This window comes from Prevotella marseillensis, assembly GCF_900625065.1.
Lineage (GTDB): Bacteria > Bacteroidota > Bacteroidia > Bacteroidales > Bacteroidaceae > Prevotella > Prevotella rara.
This window is the reverse complement of the sequence record NZ_UYXY01000003.1, coordinates 54,856-76,212: the sequence shown is the minus strand read 5'-3', so window position 1 is coordinate 76,212 and position 21,357 is coordinate 54,856. Positions and strand designations below refer to the sequence as shown.

Below are 21,357 nucleotides of genomic sequence, written 5' to 3'. Positions count from 1 at the left end.
CTTTGGAGCGAATTAAATTTTTAATGCTTATGAAGAATTTGTTTACAAGCAGGGGAACTGATAACAGGTTGTTGTCTACCCTTTTGATGTTGTTGGTGGCGTTGTGGACTGTTCCACATTATAGTAATGCCATGAACGTTCAGGCTCCTGACGGAGAGGACGAGTGCGTGTTGGAATTGAAAACTGCAGGGTCTGCAATTTCATTCTATGTGGGTACATCTGATGCAGAGAGTGGTTCTATCAAGGTTGATTTCGGTGGTGGAACAGTGGAGGATTATGAGATAGGCAAGAAGGATACCATACAAATAGAGGGAAACGCAAGTGAAGGTAGCGTTAAGGTTTATGGCAGCAGGACGCTTATAAGATTCCTTTACTGTCCTATGATTAGCCTGACAGGAATAAATGTGTCAAACTGCGAAAATCTTGAGGTACTTAATTGTAATGGTAATGGTTTGTCTGTATTGGATTTGACAAAGAACAGCAAACTTTATTATCTTGATTGTGGTCATAATGTATTGACTGAATTAGATGTAACACATAATCCTGCACTTTATTATATTGACTGCCAGGATAACCAATTAAAGACTTTGGATATAACGAAAAATGAAGGCCTTATTTGGCTTTATGCTCAGACTAATTTTGAACTTGGCAATATAGATTTCTCTAAAAACAAAGAAATTCGCGAAATAGTTGTATATGGAGCAAGCAATATGACAACTATAGATGTTACAAATAATCCGTATCTGCTTCGTCTTTCAGCAGAGCAGACAGGATTGTCTACTATTGATGTGAGCAAGAACCCAGAATTGTCAATTCTAAGTATTGGATATACGAAAATAACAACGCTTGATTTAAGCAAAAATACAAAATTAAGAGAACTTTATTTTACTCAAAAAGATACTAGTCCATATAAATTTAAGTCAATAGACTTAAGCAACAACCCTGAACTTATATATCTTTTTGGACAGGGTAATAATCTGACAGAACTTGATATTTCAAAGAACAATAAACTCTTCTCAATATATCTGTCTGATAACTATATTAAGAATTTGGATGTGTCTAACTGCAAGAATCTTGCTGAGTTGATTATTCGTGGTAACTGCTTTACATTCAATACGTTGCCACTCCCTCATGATGGCGTAGGCTTTTATGAATATTCAATGCAAAAAAATATAGCTGTTGAGAGAGAGCACTCTGTAGCTGAACCGTTAGATCTATCTAAGGACATTTATAGTCCTGATTACAAAACAACGGTTGATGTGTATCTTTACGATCCAAGTAGATATAACGGAGAAGGAGCACGTCTTGTCGCTGGTGAAGACTATACGTTTGACAAGGGTGTTGTTACTTTCCTGAAGGCACAGGAGGATAGTGTATGCTGTAAATTCAATTGTGACGCCTATCCTTATTTGACCTTATCTACTTCACGTTTTATGGTTCTTAATCCCGAGGATATGGGTAAGTCAACGCTTGCAGCAGAGATGACAACCGGTATGGCTGTTGGTGAGAAGTTTGCAATGAATGTGGCTACATTCGGTAAGGATGAAAAAGTAGAAGTTGACTTTGGTGATGGTGAACTTAAAGAGTTTATTCTGTCTGACACACCGCAAGAGATCAGTGGTGAGGTTAAGGGCTCAAATATAAAGATTTACACTGCTTCGCAAGTACAGCTTAAAGACTTCGATGCTTCAGGAATGAAACTGAGTAGTGTGAATATTAATAAATCAAGAGCTCTTGATAATCTTAATCTTAACAATAATGAACTTACAGAAATTGATTTGTCAAACAATTTTAGTTTCAACTCTATTCAGCTTGACAACAATAAACTTACAACATTGAGCATAAAAGGACTTACGAATATGAAGATGCTTAGTTGTGACAATAATCAACTTGAGAGCATTGTATTTGAGGCTTCAGCTCCAATACTGTCTGATATCAGCTGTTCAGGCAACAAACTTAAGGATTTGTCTTTCTTAAGCAGAGCATCGTCAGTAGAGGTTCTGGACTTCTCACACAACGAGGTTTCAGACTATATGTTTACAACTATGTACAACATTCGTGACCTGAATATGTCATACAATAAGTTTAAGTCAGTAAATTTGGCATATAACACCAAACTTGAGAAACTGAATGTTGAAGGAAACTACTTTACATACAGCACATTGCCTCAGACTACGGCACAGGAGTTTGTTTACGGTAACCAGAATCCTGTAACTATTGCAGAAAAATCATTCATGGTAGATTTGTCTTCTGAAGTGACATTTAAGGGCAAGAATACCAAGTTTACATGGAAGACTGAAAGCGGAAATGTAATGGAAGAAGGTGTAGACTACAGCATTGAAAATGGTATTACTACATTCTTGAAAGTACAGGAAGAGAAAGTATATGCTGAGCTGACAAACGAGGCTTATCCTGATCTGACTCTTACAACAACTCTCGTTGAAACTTCTGAAAAACCGGAATTTGTGTTGGCTAATTTGGTTAGTACCGCAGAAGTGGGCTCTGAAGTAAGGATGATATTGGCTGCCAAGACTCCTAAGACTGTTTATGTAGATTTCGGTGACGGTAAACTGGCTGAATGTATGTTGGGTAGTGGAAATACAACATTGACATCACAGCTTGGTGCCAACAAGAATATAACAATTTACGGCTATGATGAGTCTTATTGTGACCTTACAATTCTGAGTATGTCCAACGTAGCATTGGAAAAGGCTGACATTTCTAAGTTGAAAGATTTGACTACGCTTACATTAGCTAATGCAGGCTTGACAGAGATTGATTTGAGTAACAACACTCTCCTTGGATTCCTGACATTGTCAGATTGTAACCTGGAGCAGATTGACTTGTCTAAACTTACCAATCTTACAAACGTGTCGCTGAATAATAACAAGCTTTCGGCAATAGACCTTAGCAACAATACAAAGTTGGCAACACTGCAACTTAGTGACAATAATTTTGAAACTTTGGTTCTTCCTGAGCTTCCCGCCTTGTATCAGCTGAGCGTTTCACGTAATAAGCTGAAGACTCTTGATGTTACTAATTGCCCGATATTACGCGAACTTTATTGTGACGGCAATAACCTTTCATCGCTCGATATGTCAGGCCAGGCAGATAAATATAGCATGGTATACGCTTACGACAATAACTTTAAGTTCAGCACTCTGCCTGTATTCGACATCTATAACCCGATGAACTATAAGTATACTCCTCAGAAGGACGTTGAGATTACTGTTGACGGTGGTAAGGTTGACCTGAGCAGCGAGTATATGGTGGCTGAGAATCCTACAGTTTACACATGGACAACAGAATCAGGCGCAACTCTCGTTGAGGGCACTGACTATACTATTGACAACGGCGTTACAACATTCATGAAGAACTTCGACGAGAATGTTTACTGCTCTATGACCAATGCGGCTTATCCTGAACTGACGCTGAAGACTATAGGCGTTAAGCCTGAGACAACAGGTATCGGCGGAATAACTTCAGGCGAAGGCATTAAGGTTGAAAACGGAAACATCGTGATCACTGTTGACGGCGAGGCTAAGGTGCTCGTATACAACACAGCCGGCATGATGGTGCGTTCATTCGACGTTGAGGGCGGAACCGTTGTAGTAGATGGCCTGGCAGGCGGCGTTTACATGATAGACGTAAGATGCGGCAGCCAGCGCATAGTTAAGAAAGTTATGCTTAAATAAATTTTTTAGGTTCTTAATGTAGTAAATTTTTCTGTGATGTCAGCGGGCAGGGGTTATCCCTTGTCCGCTGATTCTTTTTGTCTTAATCCTAAAAATGCTAAGTGTAGATGCAAACGGCTTCTAAGGTATCTGCTAAAAAATAATCAGGTTATTTCTGTTTTAGTTTGCTGTTAAGTCTAAAAAGAATTATCTTTGTTCAGACTATTCTGAAAAATCTTATTCATTATGACGAACACTATTATAGAACAAAGACTGGCAGCCCTGCGCGACGTGATGCGCCGCGAGAGCATCGATGCGTTTATATTCCCTTCTACCGACCCTCACAACGGCGAGTATGTGCCCGAACACTGGGAGGGGCGCAAGTGGATATCCGGCTTCAACGGTTCGGCGGGAACTGCCGTGGTTACGATGGACGCTGCCGCGCTGTGGACCGATTCGCGCTATTTCCTTGCCGCTGCCGAGCAGCTCGAAGGCACGGAGTTTAAGCTGATGAAAGAGCGTGTTGAGGGCACGCCGTCGATAATAAAGTGGCTCGGCCAGAAGCTTTCTTTCGTTTCGAGTCCCGTTGTGGGCATCGACGGCATGGTCAACTCCGAGGCTTCGGTGGCAGAGCTCATTGCCGGACTTCGGAATGAGGGCGGCATAACCGTAAGAACCAACTTTGATCCGCTCGGGCAGATATGGACCGACCGTCCGCCGGTGCCGCAGAACAAGATAACCGTTCATCCGCTGGAGTATGCCGGAGAGTCGTGCGCCTCGAAACTGGAGCGCATACGCGCAATGCTGAAGGACATAAACGCCTGCGGAATGCTTGCCGCCGCGCTCGACGACATAGCCTGGACGCTCAATCTGCGAGGCTCTGATGTCCACTGCAATCCTGTGTTTGTGTCTTATCTGCTCATAACGTCACGTCATGCCACGCTGTTCGTTGACGGCGCCAAGCTCGACGACGGCGTGCGTGAGTATCTGAAGGGCGAGGGCGTAGACACCGCAGATTATAATAAGGTGAGAGATGCCCTGGCTGCATATTCTGAATATAACATACTGCTCGATCCGTGCGAGATAAACCATACGCTGTTCAGTGCCGTTAGATGCGAGAAGGTGGCGCAGCCGTCGCCCATACCATATATGAAGGCCGTCAAGAACAGTGCCGAGATAGAAGGCTTCCGCAGCGCTATGCTGCGCGACGGCGTTGCTCTGGTGAAGTTTTTGCGCTGGCTTAAGCCTGCCGTTGAGGCCGGCGGTGAGACCGAGATGAGCGTCGACCGCAAGCTGACATCGCTGCGCGCGGAGCAGAAGCTGTTTAAGGACATATCGTTCGACACCATTGCTGCCTATCAGGAGCACGGAGCCATTGTTCACTATGAGGCAACGCCCGAAACCGACGTGCCGCTGCGTCCCGAAGGGCTTATTCTGATAGATTCGGGCGCGCAGTATCTCGACGGAACCACCGACATAACGCGCACCATAGCCCTGGGCGATGTAACCGAGGAGCAGAAACTCGTCTATACGCTTGTGCTGAAAGGCCACATACAGCTGGAGCTTTGCAAGTTTCCGCGCGGCGCCAGCGGCACACAGCTCGATGCGCTCGCCCGCAAAGACATGTGGCGCTACGGCTTCAACTACATGCACGGCACGGGCCACGGCGTAGGCTCATATCTCAATGTCCACGAAGGTCCTCACCAGATACGCATGGAATACAGGCCTGCACCGCTCGTTGAAGGCATGACCGTTACCGACGAGCCGGGCATATATCTTGCCGGACGCTTTGGCGTGAGGATAGAGAACACGCTGCTCACCGTGCCATATCGCGACACCGAGTTTGGCTCGTTCCTCGGCTTCGAGTCGCTTACGCTCTGTCCGATAGACCTCGCTCCGGTTAAGAAAGAGATGCTGTTGCCTGAAGAAAAAGAGTGGCTCAACGCATACCACCGCACCGTCTACGACCGCCTTTCGCCGCATCTCGAAGGCGAAGACCGCGAGTGGCTGGCATCGGCTTGTGCAGAAATCTGATGCCGTGAATCTTGCTCTTTATTGATTTACAGGCTAAAATATGTAACATAACACCTCATCGGCAGTTGTTTTCCTGTAACTTTATAAGCGGAAGTCGTCCTTTAAGGAATACCTTGGGCTACTTCCGCTTATTTTATTTTTACAAGATGTATGGCATAAGACAGACGTTCATGATTTGAAACATTGTCATCTTATCAGGTATTTTGCCGCTCAAAGTGTCATCACAAAAATGTCATGATTTTCTGCCGAAATAGAAAACGGAAAGCGCTTTTATGGCTTGCATCGGTAAAGTATATTTACATTATCATGCAAAAGGTATGCTTTTGAAAAATTACTCGGCCACTTTTTAGTGGAAAAAGCACCGCTTTTAAGGCGAAAACAGGCCTGTTTTTTTATTGAAATAATAGCTTTTTTGTCCGAAATGGGACAAAAATGTTGCACATATTGCCAGATTCTGCCGTAACGCATTATAACACACAGGATTACGTTTGCACGCGAAAACTGCCCGAATTTTCGTCCAACAGATTTTAAATTTCAAATATCTCAGTATGAGAGCGTCAAAGAAAATCAAAAAGGAAGCTAAGTCCGTTTTTATTCAGCAATGTGATTTGCTTAGGTTTTCTTCCTTCATGAAATATTATCTTCAGGTTGCTGCATGCTGATGCCGGCAAATTAAAAAATAAAGTGTTTAAAGTTTTGATGAGACAAAAAATATTCTTATTTTTGTAAAATATTGCTAAATCTGCAGTCGGAACCTGTCTTAAAAGAATATTTGAACCCGTGAACGATACCAGAATATCGCCCCATAAGAATGTCGAATGAGCAATGCTGAAGGGGAAAGAGTGTGAAGAATGGTCTTTTTAATACATTTATATAAATGTCTGATTCTGTCAGACCATGTGTTCAGACTGCTGGTGTGGAATTTTAATCATTATAAAAATAGTATGAAAAAACTTTTTGCTTTAATTGCTGTTTTTCTTATGCCTCTGACGATGTTTGCGCAGCGTCAGGCAGGCGAATTTTCTTTGCAGCCAAAGATAGGACTAACTTTTTCAGATGTAAGCGGCATTGACAATACTGCGTATAAAGCCGGAATAAAGGTAGGAGTGGAGGCCGAATATATGGCTACAAAATGGCTCGGAGTAACTTTGGGGCTTGATTATTCGGAGCGCGGATGCGGTTTCGACAAGTTTATCTGGGGGTATGCTTATCTTAAAGGGCCTTTGGAGGATCCCGGAACCGGACAAATAGACGATGACATGTATGATAAAGAACTTAAATTCTGGCAAGAAGATGGAGACGGGCATAAAGTGAAGCTTTCTTACCTCAGTGTGCCTGTAATGGCTAACTTTTATATATATAAAGGTCTCGCCGTTAAAGCCGGAGTGCAGGTAGACTTCATGCTGAGCGCAAAATATCCAAGGGGATACAAAGAGATATTTGACGGACAACCGTGGGACGGCAAATATACAGACATAAAAGAACGTTGCCGTAAGGTTGATGTTACCATACCTCTGGGACTCTCGTATGAATACAAACGTTTCGTACTTGATGCAAGATATGAATTTGGACTGCTCGACATAAAAGATGACGAGATTGTTGCGAAGAATCTTTCGACCGACGGAACCAGCTATTTTCTGGAGTATTACCTCCTTAACGGCAAATTGAAGCGTTCTTCGGCTTTCACGCTGACGCTCGGCTACAGACTGGGACTTTAACCCGGAGCTGTAGTCACAATTCATAATTCACAATTCATAATTTATAATTGGCTACGCCGAACTACGTTTCATATGCTCAATAAAACGTTTTGCATGGGCAATTTAACCGCTGAAAGTCAGGCAGATGTGAAAAATAAATACTTTTTGCTTAAAAAGCCTCTGAATATTTGGAAGATAAAAAAATAAGATGTAATTTTGCAGCCGCTAATAATAGCATGAAATTAAAAAATAAGTTTAACATATAAAATTTTAAGACAAAAAATGATCATTGTACCAGTTAAAGATGGCGAGAACATCGAAAGAGCATTGAAGAAATTCAAGAGAAAATTTGAGAAGACAGGTGTCGTAAAGGAACTTCGTGCACGTCAGCAGTTCGATAAGCCGTCTGTCTTGAAAAGGCTCAAGATGGAACGCGCTATTTACGTACAGAAACTGAGAGCTACAGAGGAATAACCAATATTGAATGGGTATACCGCTTAGGCGTTAAAAGTAATGATAAGGTCCTGCGAATATTTGCAGCCGATATGATGGTGCGTTCGCAGGACGATGTAATTTTGCCGATAGGCTATTGGGGGGATGTACACGGAGTGACTGTGCCACATCCTTTTTTTATATATAAAAATGTGTAGCGTCTGTGTGCCGTTGAGGCATTGCTATTTTCTTATGGCGCTTTCGTCGTATTTTTTTGAAAGCGGAAATCAATCACGTTTTTTTTGTTATTATTGTTGTTGTGTGTGTAACAGCTTCGGCTGTCTGCGTCGTGCTTGTAAGCATCAGCATTGGCTTTTCTCCTGTGCATGCATCCGGAGGGTAGGGTTGTTGGCGTATATGGCTGTTGGGCTTGTTTCGGTATTGCCCTTTGACATCCGGCCCTTTATATGGCGTTTAAAAAATGTGTCGGCGATGTCAGATTTTGTTCAGGCAGTCTTGTAGAACGATTTAAAAAATGTGATTTTTGTAAGATTAAGGTTAAAAAAATAAAAGGATGAAGTTTTGAAATATAATTATTATCTTTGCATATATATGCATTTATGTTAAAGAGTGTAGTCAGGCTGGCATGGCTTGCCTTTCTTGGCTATAATCTTTCTTTGCAGAGGCTTAAGCCCGAACCTCTTGCGGCAAACAAATTCTATATACCTTAATATAGTCGGTTTGTAGGGATTGTAAAAACACATTAAACTTTACGCTATGAAAATTAACGGAATTATCAGAGAAATAGGTGATCTGAAAGGAAAACAGCTGGCAAGAACTGACAAGGTTTACACATAACGGATTTGCCGACAAATTGAAAACATTCATAATACATGACCAACTTATAAGTCGAAGTGGCGCAAAGCATGCTGATGCCGCTTGCTTGTGTTTTCCGCGAATATCTGATACAAATAAAAAAATTAAACTATGAAACACTTTTTAGCCTTTATAATAGCACTGTTTGCATACACTGCGAATGCCCAGACTGGCAGCACTGTTACCGGACGCGTGACAGACGATGCCGGCAACGCCATAGAACGCGCCACTGTGACGATGACGCGGCTTGACGACGGAACAAAGCTGGCGCCTGTCATTACCGGCAACGACGGCACGTTCATGATAGACAGCATATCCGAAGGACGCTACACTCTCGGCATAACGTGCGTGGGCTATGACAAATACAATAAAAAACTGCGCGTAAGCGGCCCTCTCGATTTGGGCGCGGTCGTTATGGGCGGTTCTGCAAAAATGCTAGACGAAGTGACGGTCATGGCGGATTACTCGAGCGTGAAGTCAAACGGCACCATAACGGTCAGGGTGAAAGGCAATCCGTTGGCTAAAGGCCTGACTCTGCTGGATTTTATGAAATTTATGCGCGGCGTCAGCGTGAGGGGTGAGGACGTCAGCGTCTACGGACGGCAAAACACTTTGATATATCTTGAGGAGCAAGAAATAACACAGGAACAGATGAAGACCATCGACCCCTCGATGATTTCACACATAGATGTGATAACCAACCCTGATGCCTCTTATGGTTTGGGTATTGGCGGCGTGATAAAAATTTATCTGCGTGACGACGGCGGCGTGCTCGGCACGCTGACATTCAATGGCAGAGCCAGTCAGGATGGTCTTCTGCGTGCCTTGCCGGGGCTGAATCTTCTATATGCGCGAGGCAAGGTGAGAGTAAGCAACCTGCTGACAGGCTGCCTGCACGACAAGTCGGTGCGGTCGCAGGTGCAGAACGACGTGGCGGACAATGTGGAAACACAAACCGAAACAAACAGCGTAACCAGGGGCAATGGCTATCTTATGGATAATCTCGCGCTGAGATATTCGCCTATTGATCTTGACAGAATCTATGTGTACGGAGGCGTGAGAATGAGTAACGGCGAAACGTCGACCAACAGCCATGACGGCACGGATCTCTTGAATATTAACAGTCTGTCGAAACCCCGGTATTATAGTGCCGGACTGCAATACAAACACTTTTTCCGTAAAGACAGTGTCAGCTATTTCTTTTTCAGAGGAAGTTATTCAGGGCAGGATTACAGCGAAGGCTTAAGCTATGTCTTGAACTCCACTGCCGACAATGCCAGACTTGGCTATAATACGAATAACGTATGGATAGACCCGGTGTTGCATGTGGTGCTAAACAAAAAATCGAATTTAAATGCCGGCTTGGTTTACTGTTATATGTACGACAAGCACGACGACACGGGGACAACGCAGCTTGGATACATTCGTGACGGGCGCTATGTAAGCTCCGGCACCGACTATGGCGCATGGGTGGATTATAGCACGAAGATAGGCAAGTTCCTGTATGTGCAGGGAACGCTTAACTATCACGGGACGAAAACCGTATTTCGTGACCGTATTGACAGTAAAAACAATGTAGATTTATGGGAAGACGGAATATATCCGAGTATCTTTGCGCAATGGAATCTCAGCAAGGAGGAAAATCCGTCGCCGGCAAAAGAATTTTATGTTAACTTCAACTACCAGTATTATTACTCTTTGCCGAATTATAATTATACGCTGCCTACCGTTACATGGCAGGGACAAAATCAATACAGCATAGGTAACCCTGATTTGACAAAAGAAAATCGTCACGACTTTTATGTGTGGCTGGCATATCACAGAAAGTGGACCGTGTACTACGACTTCAACTATGGCGACAATTTGGTGAAGGTGATTATGCATGCTGACCCTGACCGTAAGGATACTTATTTTACAAGGCCGGAAAACGCCGGATGGCAGATACAGCACAAACTGTCGGTGGCATATCAGACTAAAGTATTTGACTTCTGGTACACCAACACCGAGATGATAGTCAGAAACAGGCGCGAGAGCATGCCGGGAAAGTCTGTCAGTCAGACTTCTTTATATTTTTCAACCAGTAACAATTTTAAAATAGCCAAAAACTATGGCATAACACTCGACTTTGCAGCTTCGACCAAGACAAAGACGCTGTCGTATGAATATGACGGCTGGTTCAACCTCAATGCCCAGGCATATATGTCGCTGCTGAAAAACAAGCTGAACGTAAACCTCAGCTACAATGGCGTGTTCTATAACAGGCCGAAAATGACTGTATATGGCGACGGATGGATGCTGACGCGCAAGTATCTCAGCCACAACACATCTGTAAGTCTGAACGTGTCGTGGAATTTCAGTATTGGCAAGAAGATAAAAGATAACCGTGATATGCCGTCGATAGGCTCCGCTGGAAGAGCAATTCCTACTTTCTGATTTTAAGCACGAGGGATTTATTCTGGTCCGGCTCTGATGAAATGTTGACATATAAGGTTTCCTCAGTGCCGGATTTTTCTTTTTCCTGCTCATGATAGTTATTCCCTGTAAAGCGGAAAAGAATTTGGCGGAAAAATTTGGCGGTTCGGTTTTATTTTTGTAAATTCGTTGCCGAATAACATGGTTTGAGCAACTGTATTTATGATGATAAGAGAATTTTTGAACTACCTCCAGTTTGAGCGGAACTACTCCGCGAGAACCGTGAAGGAATACGGAGCAGACTTGAAAGAGTTTGAACTGTACTTCAAAAATTTGGATGCTCATCTTTCATGGGAGTCGGTCGACTCTGATGTCATCCGCGACTGGATGGAGAGTATGATGGATAAGGGAAACAGTGCGTCGTCGGTCAACAGGCGATTGAGCGCATTGCGTTCCTTTTTTCGTTTTGCCCTTTCCCGAAATCTTGTTAGCTCAGATCCGGCCCACGGTCTGACAGGCCCGAAGAAAAACAAACCATTGCCACAATTCGTCAAGGAAAGCGAGATGGACGAGCTGCTCAACGGCAGCATGTGGAATCTCTCTGACTATAAAGATGTGTGCGCGCGTACTATTATAATGGCTTTTTATGAGACAGGAATGCGCGCTGCCGAACTTATAGGACTTGACGATGCCATGGTTGACCTCGAAGCCTGCCAGCTGAAGGTTACTGGCAAAAGAAACAAACAGCGCGTCATTCCGTTTGGCCAAGGGCTGCGCGACGCGCTGTCGGCATATATGGAACTAAGAGACAAAGTCGTGACGAGGCTTGAGCCGGCGCTGTTTGTGTCGGCAAAGGGCCGCAGACTCACTTATCCGCAAGTGAGAGTCTGCGTGTCGGACAATCTTGCGCGGGTGAGCTCGCTTAAAAAACGCAGCCCGCACGTGCTGCGCCATACGTTTGCTACAGCCATGCTTAATCATGGCGCCGGACTTGAGAGCGTTAAGAAGCTGTTGGGGCATCAGGAGCTGACAACTACTGAGATATATACTCATACCACGTTTGAACAGCTTAAGAAAGTTTACAAATCCGCCCATCCAAGGGCTTAACCCTTAAAATTACAAGGAGGTAACTATGGAAGTTAAAATTCAGTCAATCCATTTTGACGCTACTGAACAATTGAAGGCATTTATCGAAAAGAAAACTGCCAAGTTGGAAAAATCTTATGAGGATATTCAAACTGTAGAGGTTCAACTTAAAGTTGTTAAGCCTGCCACTGCCATGAATAAGGAAACAAGTATCACTGTAATGGTTCCCGGCTCACGTCTTTTTGTTGAAAAAGTGTGCGATACTTTTGAAGAGGGAATTGACCTCTGTGTGGACTCTTTGAAGGTTCAATTGGCGAAATTTAAAGAAAAATTGCGCAATAGATAAAAAAAATCGCGAAAAGTTTTGGAGATTAAAAAATAATGCCTATCTTTGCAGCCGTTTTAGGACACGTCCTTACAACAAGCGCCTAACGGCTGCTTAACGTTGCCTCTTTAGCTCAGTTGGCCAGAGCACGTGATTTGTAATCTCGGGGTCGTTGGTTCGAATCCGACAAGAGGCTCAAAAGAAAAGACGAGTTCTTAAACAAAGGGTGGTTACCAGAGTGGCCAAATGGGGCAGACTGTAAATCTGCTGTCTTTCGACTTCGGTGGTTCGAATCCATCACCACCCACTCAGTAGAAGTCTTGCGGAAATAGCTCAGTTGATAGAGCACTAGCCTTCCAAGCTGGGGGTCGCGGGTTTGAGTCCCGTTTTCCGCTCTCGCTGCTGTAATAGCTCAGTGGTAGAGCACTTCCTTGGTAAGGAAGAGGTCCCGAGTTCAAATCTCGGTTACAGCTCTACGACTTTCTAATTTTTTAAAAACAGAAAAAAATACACGATTATTCATTAACAATAAATAAAAAGTAAAGCTATGGCTAAAGAGACATTCGTCCGTACCAAACCCCATGTAAACATTGGTACAATTGGTCACGTAGACCACGGTAAGACTACTCTGACTGCTGCTATCACAACAGTATTGGCAAAGAAAGGTCTTTCTGAAGTTAAGTCTTTTGACTCTATCGATAACGCTCCTGAGGAAAAAGAGCGTGGTATTACTATCAATACAGCACACGTAGAGTATGAAACAGAAAACCGTCACTATGCACACGTTGACTGCCCGGGACACGCTGACTATGTAAAGAACATGGTAACAGGTGCTGCTCAGATGGATGGTGCTATCATCGTTGTTGCTGCAACTGATGGTCCTATGCCTCAGACACGTGAGCACGTGCTTCTCGCTCGTCAGGTAAACGTTCCTCGTCTGGTTGTATTCCTGAACAAGTGCGATATGGTTGAGGATGAGGAAATGCTTGAGCTCGTTGAGATGGAAATGCGTGAGCTTCTCGATCAGTACGAGTATGATGGCGACAATACTCCTATTATCCGCGGTTCTGCTCTTGGTGCACTTAACGGTGTTGAGAAGTGGGAAGAGAAGGTAATGGAGCTGATGGCTGCTGTTGACGAGTGGATTCCGCTGCCTCCGCGTGACCTCGACAAACCGTTCCTGATGCCTGTTGAGGACGTATTCTCAATCACAGGTCGTGGTACTGTTGCTACAGGTCGTATCGAGACTGGCCGTGTTAAGGTTGGTGACGAAGTTGAACTCCTCGGTCTTGGTGAAGACAAGAAGTCAGTTGTAACTGGTGTTGAGATGTTCCGTAAGATTCTTGACGAAGGTGAAGCTGGTGATAACGTAGGTCTGCTTCTCCGTGGTATCGACAAGAACGAAATCAAGCGTGGTATGGTACTCTGCCACCCGGGTCAGATCAAACCTTACAAGAAGTTCAAGGCTCAGATTTATGTACTGAAGAAAGAAGAAGGTGGACGTCACACTCCGTTCGGAAACAAGTATCGTCCTCAGTTCTACCTCCGTACAATGGACTGTACAGGTGAAATCTCTCTGCCGGAAGGCGTAGAAATGGTAATGCCTGGTGATAACGTAACAATCACTGTTGAGCTTATCTACGCTGTTGCATTGAACGTAGGTCTGCGCTTCGCTATCCGTGAAGGTGGTCGTACAGTAGGTGCTGGTCAGATTACTGAAATCATCGATTAATCATTATCAATGATATAAGTTTTAGGTTCTCGTCTTCCGGCGAGAACCTATTTTACGGGAATAGCTCAGTTGGTAGAGCACTGGTCTCCAAAACCAGGTGTCGGGAGTTCGAGCCTCTCTTCCCGTGCCAAAATAAAGATAATATGTTTAAAAAATTCGCAAATTACTGCAAAGTTTGTTACGAAGAACTTGTGCATAAAACAACATGGCCGACACGTGCCGAACTTACTCATAGTGCAATGGTTGTATTATCTGCTTCCTTGATCATTGCAGTTGTAGTGTTCATTATGGATTCCGTGTTCCGGTTTGTTATGAGTACGATCTATCCTAATTAATCGTAAAAAGGAAAATGGCTGAATCAGGAAAAAAGTGGTATGTATTGCGTGCTGTCAGTGGTAAGGAGGCTAAGGTAAAAGAATATATCGATGCCGAACTTAAGCACAACACGCTTCTTTCAACTTATGTTTCTCAGGTACTTATACCTATGGAGAAGCATGCTTCTTTGCGTAATGGCAAGCGTGTGGTCAAAGAGAAGATTTCTCTCCCGGGCTATGTCCTCGTAGAGGCAGAACTGAAAGGAGACGTGGCACATACACTGCGCTTCATACCTAACGTACTTGGCTTCTTGGGCGGATTGGATAATCCTACCCCTGTTAAGCAGTCTGATATCAACCGTATCCTTGGAACGGCTGAAGAGTCAGTGCTGACGGAAGAAGTAAATATTCCGTTCTGTGTTGACGAGACAGTGAAGGTTACTGATGGACCGTTCAGCGGCTTTAGCGGTGTCATTGAAGAAGTGAATACCGAGAAGCACAAACTTAAGGTTATGGTTAAGATCTTTGGACGTAAAACTCCATTGGAATTAGGTTTTATGCAAGTTGCAAAAGAATAACGTGTTGTTACGGACACGTGTGTTCTTTTATAAAATCTCAAATTTTTTTAATTAACAAAAGAAATGGCTAAAGAAGTTGCTGGATTAATCAAATTACAGATTAAAGGTGGCGCTGCGAATCCTTCACCACCAGTTGGACCGGCTCTCGGTTCAAAGGGTATTAACATCATGGGATTCTGCAAGGAATTCAACGCCAGAACTCAGGATAAGGCTGGAAAAGTGCTTCCGGTTGTTATCACTTACTACACCGATAAGTCATACAGCTTCGAAATTAAGACTTCTCCTGCTGCTGTTCAGCTGCTGGAGGCAGCCAAGGTTAAGAGTGGTTCTGCCGAGCCTAACCGTAGAAAAGTGGCTTCTGTGACATGGGATCAGATCCGTGCCATTGCAGAAGACAAAATGGCTGATCTTAACTGCTTTACCGTAGAGTCTGCGATGAAGCTTGTTGCTGGTACGGCTAGAAGTATGGGCATCTCAGTTAAAGGGGACTTCCCTGGTAAATAATTTATAACTTCAAGAAAATGAGTAAACTGACAAAAAATCAAAAATCAGTAGCTGATAAGGTTGAAGCAGGGAAAGCATACTCTTTGAAAGAGGCTGCAGAGTTGGTTAAGGATATTACTACTACCAAGTTTGACGCTTCTCTTGATATTGATGTACGCTTGGGCGTTGACCCGCGTAAGGCTAACCAGATGGTAAGAGGCGTTGTGTCTCTGCCTAACGGAACTGGTAAGGTTACACGCGTGCTCTGCCTTTGTACTCCTGATGCTGAAGCTGCTGCAAAAGAAGCAGGTGCTGACTATGTAGGTCTTGACGAGTATATCGAAAAGATCAAAGGTGGATGGACAGATGTTGATGTTATCATCACAATGCCGTCATGCATGGGCAAGATTGGTCCTTTAGGACGTGTTCTTGGTCCGCGTGGCTTGATGCCTAACCCTAAGAGCGGTACTGTAACTATGGACGTTGCAAAGGCTGTCAAGGAGGTTAAGCAGGGTAAGATCGACTTCAAGGTTGACAAGGCTGGTATCATCCATGCATCAATTGGTAAGGTTTCTTTCACTCCGGAACAGATCTATCAGAATGCGAAAGAATTTATCGCTACTGTTATTAAACTGAAACCTTCTGCTGCTAAAGGTACATACATCAAGAGTATCTTTATTTCTAGCACTATGAGTAAGGGTATCAAGATTGATCCTAAATCAGTTGAATAACTCTAAAAGTTTTGTAAGATGAAGAAAGAAGTAAAAGATACTATAGTTGTTGAACTCGGTCAGAAGCTGAAAGAGTATTCTCATTTCTACCTCGTTGATGTAACAGGTATGAATGCTGGTGCTACAAGCAAGCTCCGTCGCGAGTGCTTCAAGAACGAAATCAAGATGGTCGTTGTAAAGAACACTCTTCTTCACAAGGCTTTCGAGGCTTCGGATGTTGATTATGAGCCTTTGTATGGCTGTCTGAAGGGTAACACTGCTGTTCTCTTCTGCAACACAGCTAACGTTCCAGCTAAGATGCTGAAAGGTTATGTAAAAGAGAGTATTCCTGCATTGAAGGCTGCTTATGCAGAGGAAAGCATCTATGTTGGTGCTGACAAGCTGGAAGAACTCGCAGCTCTCAAGAGCAAGGACGAAGTTATTGCAGACATTGTTGCATTGCTGCAGTCTCCTGCAAAGAACGTTGTTTCTGCTCTTCAGTCAGGCGCTCACACCATCCATGGTGTACTCAAAACTTTAGGCGAGCGTCCTGAGTAATTTTAACACCCAAACATTAATATTTAAAAACATTAAAATTTAAAATAAAATGGCAGATATTAAAGCTATTGCTGAAGAATTAGTAAATTTGACAGTTAAGGAAGTAAACGAGTTGGCAACAGTCCTGAAGGACGAGTATGGAATTGAGCCCGCTGCTGCAGCTGTTGCTGTTGCTGCTGGTCCTGCTGCAGGTGGTGCTGCAGCCGCAGCTGAGGAGAAGACATCTTTCGATGTTGTACTCGCTGAGGTTGGTGGTGCAAAACTGCAGGTAGTTAAGGCCGTTAAAGAGGCTTGTGGTCTTGGTCTGAAAGAGGCTAAGGATCTCGTAGACGGTGCTCCTTCTACATTGAAGGAAGGTCTGTCTAAGGACGAGGCTGAGAACCTGAAGAAGGCTATCGAAGAGGCTGGCGCTAAGGTTGAGCTCAAATAATTGAGACAATAAAAAATATTTCGGGTTAAGATTCTCCCAGTCGGAGAGTCTTAACCTTTTTGTGTCTTTTATTAATACCATGCAGTCAACCACCGCTGCAAGGTGTAGGTCAAGATTCATGACTTTGAAATCTGCGGCCATTTATTTTCAAGGTGGCATTTTTAACGGTAATAAAAATCTGTAATGGCTTCAAAAATTGTTGATAACAGAGTGAATTTTGCCAGCGTGAAGAATCCGATGCCGTATCCGGATTTCCTCGATGTGCAGTTAAAGTCTTTCAGAGACTTCTTACAGTTGGATACTCCGCCTGAGGAACGCAAGAATGACGGTTTGTATAAGGTCTTTGCTGAAAATTTCCCTATCACCGACACACGTAATAATTTCGTTCTTGAGTTCTTGGATTACTATATCGACCCGCCCCGTTACACTATCGACGAGTGTCTTGAGCGTGGACTTACATATAGCGTGCCCCTGAAGGCTAAGATGAAACTGTATTGTACAGACCCTGACCATGAGGACTTCGGTACTTTCATTCAGGATGTTTTCCTCGGCACTATTCCTTATATGACTGATAACGGCACATTTATCATAAATGGAGCCGAGCGTGTTGTTGTATCACAGTTGCACAGATCTCCCGGTGTGTTCTTCGGACAGGGCGTTCACGCCAACGGTACGGTGCTTTATTCGGCACGTATCATCCCGTTCAAGGGCTCATGGATTGAGTTTGCAACCGACATCAACAATGTGATGTATGCATACATCGACCGTAAGAAGAAGTTGCCTGTTACAACACTTTTGCGTGCTATCGGTTTCGAGACCGATAAGGATATTCTTCAGATATTCGACCTGGCTGAGGAAGTTAAGGTCAACAAGAAGAATATGAAGGATGCCATTGGCCGTAAGCTTGCTGCGAGGGTTTTGAAGAGCTGGAACGAGGACTTCGTAGATGAGGATACCGGTGAAGTTGTTTCTATCGAGCGTAACGAGGTTATCATGGAGCGTGAGACAGAAATCACAAAGGATAACATCGACGACATTATCGACAGTGGCGCTTCGACAGTTCTTCTCCACAAGGATATTGATTCTGCAAGCAAGTATTCAATAATCTTCAACACATTACAGAAAGACCCGAGTAACTCTGAGAAGGAAGCCGTGCTCTACATCTACCGTCAGCTGCGTAATGCAGATCCTGCCGATGATGCAAGTGCACGTGAGGTTATCCAGAACCTGTTCTTCTCTGACAAACGTTATGACTTGGGTGATGTAGGCCGTTACCGTATCAACAAGAAGTTAGGTCTTGATACAGACATGGATGTCCGTATCCTGACTAAAGAAGATATAATCGAAATTATCAAATATCTTATACAGCTGGTTAACTCTAACGCCACTGTAGACGATATCGACCACCTCAGCAACCGCCGTGTACGTACAGTAGGCGAGCAGCTGAGCAACCAGTTTTCTATCGGTCTGGCACGTATGAGCCGTACCATCAGAGAGCGTATGAACGTTCGCGATAATGAGGTGTTCACTCCTACAGACCTTATCAACGCCAAGACAATATCGAGTGTTATCAACTCGTTCTTCGGTACCAACCCGTTGTCACAGTTCATGGACCAGACCAACCCGCTTGCCGAAGTAACTCACAAGCGCCGTCTGTCTGCCCTTGGTCCTGGTGGTCTGTCAAGAGAGCGTGCCGGTTTCGAGGTGCGTGACGTTCACTATACACACTACGGACGCCTTTGTCCTATTGAGAGCCCTGAAGGTCCTAACATCGGACTTATCTCGTCTCTTTGTGTTTACGCTAAAATCAATGAGTTGGGATTCATCGAGACTCCTTACCGCAAGGTTAAGGACGGAATTGTTGATCTCGACAATGACCATATACTTTATCTTACTGCTGAAGAGGAGGAAGACCATATCATCGGTCAGGGTAATGCTCCGCTGAACGACGACGGTACGTTTATCCGCGAAGTGGTTAAGTGCCGCCAGGACGCCGACTTCCCCGTAGTGCCTCCTTCGGAGGTTGACCTTATGGACGTATCTCCTCAGCAGATTGCATCTATTGCTGCCGGACTCATTCCTTTCTTGGAGCACGACGATGCTCACCGTGCGTTGATGGGTAGTAACATGATGCGCCAGGCAGTTCCTCTGCTTCACAATGAGGCTCCTATCGTAGGTACCGGTATAGAGAAGCAGGTATGCGTTGACTCACGTACTATGATCACAGCCGAAGGCGATGGCGTAATCGAGTATGTTGATGCAACTACAATACGTATCCTTTATGAAAGAACTGAGGAAGAAGAATTCGTAAGCTTTGAGCCTGCTCTCAAGGAGTACAGAATACCTAAGTTCCGCCGTACTAACCAGAACATGACCGTTGACCTCCGTCCTATTTGCGACAAGGGACAGCGTGTAAAGAAGGGCGACATCCTTACAGAAGGATATGCTACAGAGGACGGCGAGCTGGCACTCGGACGCAACTTGCTTGTTGCTTACATGCCTTGGAAGGGATACAACTATGAGGACGCTATCGTGCTCAACGAGCGTGTAGTGCGTGAGGATATTCTTACTTCAGTACATGTGGATGAATATTCGCTCGACGTTCGTGAGACAAAGCGCGGTATGGAAGAGTTCACAAGCGACATTCCTAATGTCAGCGAAGAGGCTACCAAAGACCTCGATGACAATGGTATAATCAGAGTTGGTGCTCGTGTAGAGCCGGGCGATATCCTTATCGGTAAGATTTCACCTAAGGGTGAGAGAGATCCTTCACCTGAGGAGAAACTGCTCCGCGCTATCTTCGGCGACAAGGCTGGCGACGTGAAGGATTCTTCACTTAAGGCCAATCCTTCTCTTACCGGTGTCGTTATCGACAAGAAACTGTTCTCACGTGCCGTTAAGACACGTTCTTCTAAGCAGCAGGACAAGATCGTTCTGGCTAAGATCGACGAAGAGTATGCTGCCAAGATAGACGACCTGAAGGATATTCTTGTTGACAAGCTCCTCACTCTTACAGACGACAAGACGTCTATGGGTATCAAGGATTATACCGGAGCTGAGATTATTACAAGGGGAAGCAAGTTCACAATGGCTCAGCTGAAGAACCTTGAATATGACGGAATACAGTCTAACAACTGGACTAACGACGAACATACTAATGAGCTGATACAGAAGCTGATTATGAACTTCATCAAGAAGTACAAGCTCCTGGACGCTGAACTCAAGCGCCGTAAGTTCGCAATTACAATCGGTGACGAGCTGCCCTCAGGCATCCTGCAGATGGCTAAGGTTTACGTTGCCAAGAAACGTAAGATCGGCGTAGGTGATAAGCTTGCCGGTCGCCACGGTAACAAGGGTATCGTTTCTAAGATTGTACGTCAGGAAGATATGCCGTTCCTCGAGGACGGACGTCCTGTAGACTTGGTTCTTAACCCGCTGGGTGTGCCTTCACGTATGAACCTCGGACAGATATTTGAGGCTATTCTCGGTGCAGCCGGTAAGCGTCTTGGCGTTAAGTTCGCAACACCTATCTTCGACGGTGCCAAACTTGACGACCTTCAGGAATGGACCGACAAGGCAGGTCTGCCGCGTCTCTGCTCAACACACCTCTATGACGGTGAGACAGGTGAGATGTTCGACCAGCCGGCAACGGTAGGTATCACATACTTCCTTAAACTCGGCCACATGGTTGAAGATAAGATGCACGCCCGCAGCATCGGTCCGTACTCTCTTATCACACAGCAGCCTCTTGGAGGTAAGGCACAGTTTGGTGGTCAGCGTTTTGGTGAGATGGAGGTTTGGGCTCTCGAGGCATTCGGTGCCAGCCATGTGCTTCAGGAAATCCTTACCATCAAGTCTGATGACGTAGTAGGCCGTTCAAAGGCTTACGAGGCTATCGTCAAGGGCGAGCCTATGCCTACACCGGGCATACCGGAGTCTCTCAACGTGCTGCTGCACGAGCTCCGTGGTCTTGGCTTAAGTGTTACCCTTGATTAATAACGAAACTCTTTACATAA

15 protein-coding genes and 5 tRNA genes are annotated in these 21,357 nt (G+C 44.5%); all 20 read left to right on the top strand.

The window, feature by feature from the left end; translation table 11 throughout:
* Positions 1-29 precede the first annotated feature (29 nt).
* Entirely contained in the window at positions 30-3,695 is a 3,666-nt protein-coding gene (locus EJL04_RS14480; RefSeq protein ID WP_125105480.1) for a hypothetical protein, read from the top strand.
* A gap of 225 nt (positions 3,696-3,920) precedes the next feature.
* Entirely contained in the window at positions 3,921-5,708 is a 1,788-nt protein-coding gene (locus tag EJL04_RS14475; protein ID WP_125105479.1) for an aminopeptidase P family protein, read from the top strand.
* 944 nt (positions 5,709-6,652) lie between these two features.
* Positions 6,653-7,426, top strand: a complete 774-nt coding sequence (locus EJL04_RS14470) for a porin family protein (protein WP_164511790.1) — start codon at positions 6,653-6,655, stop codon at positions 7,424-7,426.
* Positions 7,427-7,687: 261 nt separating this feature from the next.
* On the top strand, positions 7,688-7,879 hold the full coding sequence (rpsU, locus tag EJL04_RS14465) for a 30S ribosomal protein S21 (protein ID WP_021853559.1): 192 nt from the start codon (positions 7,688-7,690) through the stop codon (positions 7,877-7,879).
* A 945-nt stretch (positions 7,880-8,824) separates the two neighbouring features.
* On the top strand, positions 8,825-11,146 hold the full coding sequence (locus EJL04_RS14460; protein ID WP_125105477.1) for a TonB-dependent receptor: 2,322 nt from the start codon (positions 8,825-8,827) through the stop codon (positions 11,144-11,146).
* 201 nt (positions 11,147-11,347) lie between these two features.
* The gene (locus EJL04_RS14455; protein WP_125105476.1) at positions 11,348-12,232 is read left to right on the top strand and encodes a tyrosine-type recombinase/integrase; all 885 of its coding nucleotides are present in this window, start codon (positions 11,348-11,350) and stop codon (positions 12,230-12,232) included.
* Between the two features lie 25 nt (positions 12,233-12,257).
* Positions 12,258-12,557, top strand: coding sequence for a ribosome hibernation-promoting factor, HPF/YfiA family (hpf, locus tag EJL04_RS14450; protein WP_021853555.1), 300 nt, complete (start codon positions 12,258-12,260; stop codon positions 12,555-12,557).
* Positions 12,558-12,658: 101 nt separating this feature from the next.
* Positions 12,659-12,732, top strand: a tRNA-Thr gene (locus tag EJL04_RS14445).
* A gap of 28 nt (positions 12,733-12,760) precedes the next feature.
* Positions 12,761-12,843, top strand: a tRNA-Tyr gene (locus tag EJL04_RS14440).
* A gap of 15 nt (positions 12,844-12,858) precedes the next feature.
* Positions 12,859-12,931, top strand: a tRNA-Gly gene (locus tag EJL04_RS14435).
* Positions 12,932-12,937: 6 nt separating this feature from the next.
* Positions 12,938-13,009 (top strand) — tRNA-Thr (locus EJL04_RS14430).
* Between the two features lie 74 nt (positions 13,010-13,083).
* Positions 13,084-14,268 (top strand): elongation factor Tu, encoded by a 1,185-nt coding sequence (gene tuf / locus EJL04_RS14425; RefSeq protein ID WP_053398703.1) that lies wholly within the window; start codon positions 13,084-13,086, stop codon positions 14,266-14,268.
* A 54-nt stretch (positions 14,269-14,322) separates the two neighbouring features.
* A tRNA-Trp gene (locus EJL04_RS14420) sits at positions 14,323-14,398 on the top strand.
* A gap of 13 nt (positions 14,399-14,411) precedes the next feature.
* Positions 14,412-14,603, top strand: coding sequence for a preprotein translocase subunit SecE (gene secE / locus EJL04_RS16840; protein WP_082335246.1), 192 nt, complete (start codon positions 14,412-14,414; stop codon positions 14,601-14,603).
* A 14-nt stretch (positions 14,604-14,617) separates the two neighbouring features.
* The gene (gene nusG, locus EJL04_RS14410; RefSeq protein WP_021855148.1) at positions 14,618-15,160 is read left to right on the top strand and encodes a transcription termination/antitermination protein NusG; all 543 of its coding nucleotides are present in this window, start codon (positions 14,618-14,620) and stop codon (positions 15,158-15,160) included.
* Positions 15,161-15,223: 63 nt separating this feature from the next.
* Positions 15,224-15,664 (top strand): 50S ribosomal protein L11, encoded by a 441-nt coding sequence (gene rplK, locus EJL04_RS14405; protein WP_021855149.1) that lies wholly within the window; start codon positions 15,224-15,226, stop codon positions 15,662-15,664.
* A 17-nt stretch (positions 15,665-15,681) separates the two neighbouring features.
* Complete coding sequence (gene rplA, locus EJL04_RS14400) at positions 15,682-16,374, top strand: 50S ribosomal protein L1 (RefSeq protein WP_021855150.1); 693 nt, start codon at positions 15,682-15,684, stop codon at positions 16,372-16,374.
* An 18-nt stretch (positions 16,375-16,392) separates the two neighbouring features.
* Entirely contained in the window at positions 16,393-16,911 is a 519-nt protein-coding gene (gene rplJ, locus EJL04_RS14395; protein WP_021855151.1) for a 50S ribosomal protein L10, read from the top strand.
* A 49-nt stretch (positions 16,912-16,960) separates the two neighbouring features.
* Complete coding sequence (rplL, locus tag EJL04_RS14390; RefSeq protein ID WP_021855152.1) at positions 16,961-17,341, top strand: 50S ribosomal protein L7/L12; 381 nt, start codon at positions 16,961-16,963, stop codon at positions 17,339-17,341.
* Positions 17,342-17,524: 183 nt separating this feature from the next.
* A complete protein-coding gene (gene rpoB, locus EJL04_RS14385; RefSeq protein ID WP_125105475.1) occupies positions 17,525-21,337 on the top strand; it encodes a DNA-directed RNA polymerase subunit beta in 3,813 nt (1,270 codons plus the stop codon).
* Positions 21,338-21,357 lie beyond the last annotated feature (20 nt).